The organism is Mycobacterium sp. E2733 (assembly GCF_001667585.1).
Taxonomy (GTDB): domain Bacteria; phylum Actinomycetota; class Actinomycetes; order Mycobacteriales; family Mycobacteriaceae; genus Mycobacterium.
The window spans coordinates 1-6,079 of record NZ_LZJZ01000125.1; the positions used below are offsets into that span (position 1 = coordinate 1).

At 66.6% G+C, this 6,079-nt stretch carries 5 protein-coding genes and 2 pseudogenes; 3 read left to right on the forward strand and 4 right to left on the reverse strand.

Features of this window, described 5'->3' with window-relative positions; all coding sequences use genetic code 11:
* Positions 1-566 (forward strand): annotated as a pseudogene (locus A5678_RS22950) (DNA polymerase III subunit gamma/tau); the annotation flags it as partial.
* Between the two features lie 52 nt (positions 567-618).
* Here A5678_RS22950 and A5678_RS22955 read toward each other — a convergent pair.
* Both A5678_RS22955 and A5678_RS22960 read right to left on the reverse strand, forming a co-directional pair.
* Entirely contained in the window at positions 619-1,938 is a 1,320-nt protein-coding gene (locus A5678_RS22955) for a class I SAM-dependent methyltransferase (RefSeq protein ID WP_197502231.1), read from the reverse strand.
* Positions 1,935-3,326: an FAD-binding oxidoreductase gene (locus A5678_RS22960; protein ID WP_068047363.1), complete on the reverse strand. Its 1,392-nt coding sequence runs from the start codon at positions 3,324-3,326 to the stop codon at positions 1,935-1,937. The genes A5678_RS22955 and A5678_RS22960 overlap by 4 nt, the downstream gene beginning before the upstream one ends.
* Before the next feature lie 66 nt (positions 3,327-3,392).
* On the opposite strand from A5678_RS22960, the gene A5678_RS22965 reads away from it, so the two are divergent.
* A complete protein-coding gene (locus A5678_RS22965) occupies positions 3,393-3,830 on the forward strand; it encodes an SRPBCC family protein (protein ID WP_068047366.1) in 438 nt (145 codons plus the stop codon).
* On the opposite strand, the gene A5678_RS22970 is transcribed toward A5678_RS22965, so the two are convergent.
* Positions 3,827-4,603, reverse strand: coding sequence for a methyltransferase domain-containing protein (locus tag A5678_RS22970; protein WP_068047378.1), 777 nt, complete (start codon positions 4,601-4,603; stop codon positions 3,827-3,829). The genes A5678_RS22965 and A5678_RS22970 overlap by 4 nt on opposite strands.
* A gap of 1 nt (position 4,604) precedes the next feature.
* Between A5678_RS22970 and A5678_RS22975 the strand changes: the two genes are divergently transcribed.
* Positions 4,605-5,657, forward strand: coding sequence for a class I SAM-dependent methyltransferase (locus tag A5678_RS22975; protein WP_197502232.1), 1,053 nt, complete (start codon positions 4,605-4,607; stop codon positions 5,655-5,657).
* A 13-nt stretch (positions 5,658-5,670) separates the two neighbouring features.
* Here the strand turns inward: A5678_RS22975 and A5678_RS22980 are convergent.
* A pseudogene (locus A5678_RS22980) lies at positions 5,671-6,079 on the reverse strand (oxidoreductase); the annotation flags it as partial.

Here is a 6,079-nt window from a genome sequence, read left to right on the forward strand (position 1 = left end):
CCCCCCCCAGGTCCGCTCCGCCCGTCCCCAAGCCGGAGGCGGTCCCCGAACCGGTCCCGGCACCGCCGGCGCCCGAACCGGCCGCCGCGCCGGTCCCCGAATCGGCCGCGCCCGGTGAACTCAACGCGGCCGCCGTGCGAACCATGTGGCCGACGGTGCGCGACAAGGTGCGTCAGCGCAGCCGCACCACGGAGGTGATGCTGGCGGGCGCCACCGTCCGCGCGCTAGAGGGAAACACGCTGGTGCTGACGCATTCGTCGGCGCCGCTGGCCAAGCGGCTGTGCGAACAGCGCAATGCCGACGTCATCGCCGAAGCGCTCAAAGATGCGCTGGGCGTCAACTGGCGCGTGCGGTGCGAGGTGGGCGCCGCCGCGCCGGTCGAGTCACCCCCGACGACACCGACGGCCGCGGATCCCCCGCCCGACGTCGCACAGCGCGACGAAGAGGAGCACATGCTCGCCGAAGCCGGCCGCGCCGTGTCGTCCGCGCCGCGCCGCGACCCCGAGGAGGTCGCGCTCGAGTTGTTACAGAACGAGCTGGGCGCCCGCCGGATCGACAACGCTTAGCGGCGATCGCAAACGCGGCCAAGCCGGGCGCGGCGGGTCGCCGCCAGAGGGCCTAGGGCGTCCACCAGGGCCGCAGCGGCAGGTGGTCGCAGCCCCGGGCGTCGACGTTGGCCGCCAGCACGTGGTGCAGCTGCAGGTTGTTCTGCTCGAAGGCCACCCGCGAGGCCGCCATGTACAGCCCCCACACCTTGGCGGTGGCCAGGCCGACCTCGTCGACCGCTTCGTCCCAGTGCTCGACCAGGTTACGGCACCAGTCGCGCAGCGTCATCGCGTAGTGATGACGGAAGTTCTCCTCGTGCAGCACCTCGAAACCGACGTCCTGGACGTCGGTGATGATGCGTCCCGAGCCGGTCAGCTCCCCGTCCGGGAAGACATACCGGTCGGTGAAACCGCCCGCGAAGGACGTCGACTTGTTGTCGTGGCGGGTGATGCAGTGGTTGAGCAGCAGCCCGCCGGTGCGCAACTTCGACTTCAGGAACCCGAAGTAGGCCGGGTAGTTCTTCACGCCGATGTGTTCGGTCAACCCGATCGAGGACACGGCGTCGAACCCGCCTTCGCGGATGTCGCGGTAGTCGGAATGCCGGACCTCGGCGAGGTCCGACAGCCCTTCGGCTTCGATCGCCCGTTGCGCCCACTTCGCCTGTTCGCCCGACAGGGTGGCGCCGATCACCCGGACGCCGCGCCGCGCGGCAAAGCGCGCCATGCCGCCCCAACCGCAGCCGACGTCGAGCAACCGATCGCCGGGCTGCAGCGCCAGCTTCTCGAAGACCAGCCGGTACTTGTTCTCCTGGGCCTCTTCCAGCGTGGCGTCGGCGTCGGGGTAGACCGCGCACGTGTACGTCATCGACGGGCCGAGCACCCATTCGTAGAAGGTGTTGGAGACGTCGTAGTGATGGTGGATGGCCTCGGCGTCTCGGGTCTTGGTGTGCATCAGCCCGTCGGCGATCCGCCGCCACCGCGGCGGCGTCTCCTGCGGTGGCGGGGCGACCGGCACCAGCCGCTCCAGCCCCATCGAGCGCACGACGTGGGCGAGCACCCGCGCCGGCGGCCGCTTGAATTGGACGCGGTCGGTCAGCGTCTTGAGCAGCTGGTAGGGGTCACCGGGGTGCACGCCGTACAGGTCCAGGTCGCCCGCCACGTAAGCGCGGGCGAGACCGAGTTCGCCGGGGGCGGTGGCCAGGTAGGTGGCGCCGCGCGGGGTCCGCAGATCCAGGCCCAGTTCGGCGTCCGCGCTGCCCGCGGTGCTGCCGTCGTAGGCGGTGAACTTCAGCGGGTGCCGCCCGGTGGCGGCGAAGATCTCCAGGATCTCCGCCATGCTGAGTTTTCCGGCCGTGGCGCGCCGGGGTTCTTTGGTCTCGCTTATGGAAGTCATCGCCGTTGCACCGCCTTTGCGTAGAGGTCGAGTAGCCGGGAATCGGGGTCGTAGGTTTTCTTGACCGTGTTGTAAGCCTCGCCGCCGTACAGCTCGTCGAATTCCTCGCGGGTGTAGTAGGAGTCCGAATACAGCGACTTGTGCCCGTCGAGCTCGCTCACCTTCGCCTCGATCGTCCGGTTGGTAGCACCTTCCGTGGCGCCCGCCGGCACCGAAGACCAGAAGCCGATGTTGACGTAGGTGTGGTCCGGCCGCATCGGATACAGCGGCCAGCCCTCGTGATCGCGCAGCCGCAGCGGGCACAGCCAGATCGGGGTGATGGGCACGTTCTCCAGGAACCAATCCAGGAACGCGCAGGTCCGTTCGACCGGCACTTCGACGTCCTGGACCACCCGCTCACGCGGGGGACGGCCGTGGCGTTTCTCGATCCGGTCGGCGACGCCGAAGCGCTGGTCCATGGCGACGAGCTTCGAGTAGACGCTGCTGCGCCGGTAGCGGCGTGGCCACCAGCGCCGCAGCCGCGGGTTCTGCGCACCGAACGCGCGCGAACACCAGAACCAGTCGGTGTCCCAGCGCCAGAAATAGTCGTGGATCGTCAGCCGGTCGTCCTTGGTGGCTTCCGAGCCGGGGGAGTCGTGCCGGATCGACTGGTAGTAGATGTCGTTCCCGGTGTAGTCGCTGACCGGTCCCGGGGTGGTGGTTCGCCGGCCCACGCACAGGTAGCTTTCGTCGGCGCTGAACACCACCCCGTCGAGATAGTCGACCGGCGTGCCGCCCTGCCCGCCGGTATCGATGATGCGTTCCATCGCCGCGATCAGTGCGGGCAGCGAGCGGAACCGGACGTGCCGCAACGCGACAAATGGCGCAACGGGCTCCAGCTCTATTCGCAGCCGCGTTGAATACCCCAGCGTCCCATAGGAATTGGGGAAGGCGCGGAACAGGTCGGGATGCTGGGTGCGCGACGCGGTGAGCAGCTCGCCGGCGCCGGTGAGGATGTCCATCTCCAGCACCGATTCGTGCGGCAGCCCGTTGCGAAACGACGCCGACTCGATACCCAGGCCGCTGACTGCGCCGCCGAGCGTGATGGTCTTCAATTGCGGGACGACCAGTGGCGAGAGTCCGTAAGGCAGCGTCGCGGCCACCAGATCCTCATAGGTGCACATGCCCGCTACGTCGGCGGTGTGGGCTTCCGGATCGACGCTCAGCACGCCGGTCAACCCCGACGTGTCCAGGCCGGGAGCGTCGCGTTTGGTGCGGGCGCGGAACAGGTTTGAGGTCGGCTTGGCGAGCCTGACGGCGGACGTTGCGGGGATGGATCGATAACTCGCCATCAACCGGTCAACGCCCGCCTTGTGCGCCGATAGTGCAGATCCAGGGACAGGCACCACATATACCCTAGTCTTCGACCACAGCCCGTGCACCCGCGCGCGGGCGGCATAGCTTCAGGAGTTGTCTTGGGACAGGTGAGTGCTGCCAGCACGATTTTGGTCAACGCCGAGCCGGCCGCCACCCTCGCGGCCGTCGCGGACTATCAGCAGGTGCGCCCGAAGATTCTGTCCCCGCAGTACAGCGAGTACCAGGTGGTGGAGGGCGGCCAGGGTGCGGGCACGGTCGCCAAGTGGAAGCTGCAGGCCACCAAGTCTCGCGTCCGCGACGTGCAGGTCAACGTCGACGTCGCCGGCCACTCCGTCATCGAGAAGGACGCCAACTCGTCGATGATCATCACCTGGACGGTGGCCCCCGCCGGACCGGGGTCCAGCGTCACCGTGAAGACCACCTGGACCGGCGCGGGCGGTGTCAAGGGCTTCTTCGAGAAGACTTTTGCGCCGTTGGGATTGAAAAGAATTCAGGGCGAGGTCCTGGCCAACCTGAAGCGGGAACTGGAAAGTTAGGCGGAGCCGGGACCGCGACTGGCAACCGCCACCGTCGGGCCCAACCGTTGGTTGGGGAATTCGACGGTGATTGCCGGGTCGGCGAAATGGGCGAGTGCACTCAGCGCCGACGGGCTGTAGGTGCGTAACTGGCTGATGAAACCGTCGTGTGCCAGCGGGCTCACCTTGGTGAAGGGCCAGGTCGCCGCCAGCACCACCGAGTGCAGCGCGGCCGGTGGCCTGGGGAGGTCGATGATCAACAACTTTTTCGCGACCCGGGTTCCTTCGGCGAATACCCGGGCCGCCGGCACGGGCGGCAGGTGGTGTAACGACATCGCGAACACCGCGAGGTCGTACTGCCCGTCCGGGGCGTCGATCGCGGTGGCGTCCATCTCCCGCACCGTGGCCCGTGGGTGGCTGCCGAGATCACCGGCGGCGACGGCGGCCACGAATGCGGGGTCGACGTCAGTGACCGTCACGTGTGCGGTGGGGTGCATCTCGAGGACCTTGCTCGACAGCCCGCCGAGGCCGGCCCCCAGCTCGAGAATCTTCGGAGCGGGGATGTCGGCCACCTCGGCCAGCACGATCTTGGCCAACTTCTGATGAGCGCCCCGGAACCGTCGCCGTCCGGCGCGGTCGAGTGCCCGGATGACCTTTTGCTTCAGCTCGTCGACGTCGTCGCGGTCAAGGTATTCGAGTCGGTCGGTCTGCAATCGACGGTCGAGCCGGGAGGCGTTCGGCCCGCCCCGGGGCATGTTCGCGATGTCGTGGGCGCTGGTGTCCACGGAGACCATCATGGACCATGGCCGCACCGATCGGCCGAGTTTTGCGCGCAATCCGTCGCGGCTGAAGTTTTCCATCCGGGTCGCCGTGCCGGGGCGCCGCGCTACCATGAAATACCGGTTTCCCGAAGGGAAGACAATGCGCGGAAATGGCTCTGCGATCTCCCGGGCGTTCCGGACACTTTCCCAGTCCTATGGCTTGATGCGGCAAAAAGACGCCGCGGCTTACTACACGATGATCGGCGACGATGTCATCGATTTCATGAACGAGGGGTACGTCGATAAGTCCAAGCCGCTGTGGCTAAACCTCGGCTACTGGAAAGTCGCCCGCACCTATCCCGATGCTTGCGTTGCGATGGTGGAACTCCTGGGCACGCGGGCCGGGCTGGAACCGACCGATAGGGTGCTCGACGTCGGAGTCGGTTTCGGAGAGCAGGATTTTGTTCTTCTCGAGCGCTTCAAGGTTTTTCACATCACGGGAATCGACATCACACCGGTCCACGTCGACATGGCCCGGGACCGCGTCGCCGAGCGGGGGCTGGAGAGACAAATCGACGTCCGGCTCGGCTCCGCGACCGCAATGGATTTCCCTGACGTGTCGTTCGAAAAAGTCTTGGCCCTGGAATGCGCATTCCACTTCGACACCCGCGATCAATTCATCCGCGAAGCGTTTCGCGTCCTCAAGCCCGGAGGAACCATTGCACTCACCGACATGCTTCCCAAACCGGGCAAGAAATCCGGCCCGGCGACCGCGTTCGGCCGAAAGTACGGACACATTCCAAAAGCCAATTACTACGACCGGCAGGAATATCCGCGACGGCTGGCCGCCGCGGGCTTCGAGGATGTGTTGGTGGAATCGATCCGGGAAGATGTTTACCCGGGCATGGCCAAGTACACCCGGCAGCGCATTCAGGCAAAGAAAAAAATGAATGAAGTGGTCGTGGAGGTGACGGACGACGATCGTGCGCAATGCCGCGGCGTATCGCTGTGGGAACGATCGACCGGCTTCTCCGACTACGTGATCGCGTCGGCGCGGAAGCCTTTGGCAGGCAACGGTATTCGCTGAAAACGTGCATGCGCTAGAGCAGTCCGAGCAGCCGCAGGTCGGTGGCGTACTTGATGATTACCGGCGCCGTCACGTGCGGGATGTCATGGTCGGGGCCGATTTTGGCCTCTTGGACCGCGGCGCGGAAGCGGTCGGTCGGCGCGTAGGACCCGCGGCTCGGCTCGGGGGGCTGCAACTGTTCGGAAGTCTGTAACACGAACTGCAACACATCCTGGACCGAGTGCCGGCGCTGTCGGTCCGGCAGGGCACGCAGGGCGGTTTCGAACCGCTGCAACCACTCCGCGAAATCGCCGATGCGCTGTATCGGGTAACCGGCCTCGATGAGCCAGTCGACGTACTCATCGAGTCCGATGCCGTCGTCGTGCGGGTTCATCACGTGGTAGGTGCGGAATCCGTCGACCGCCTGAGCGCCCAGCGTGGCG

What these genes read in the sequence shown, in the direction of transcription:
- A5678_RS22955 (WP_197502231.1), bottom strand. Translation starts at nt 1,938, where the DNA reads ATGACTTCCATAAGCGAGACCAAAGAACCCCGGCGCGCCACGGCCGGA.
- A5678_RS22970 (WP_068047378.1), bottom strand. Translation starts at nt 4,603, where the DNA reads ATGGTCTCCGTGGACACCAGCGCCCACGACATCGCGAACATGCCCCGG.
- A5678_RS22975 (WP_197502232.1), top strand. Translation starts at nt 4,605, where the DNA reads ATGGACCATGGCCGCACCGATCGGCCGAGTTTTGCGCGCAATCCGTCG.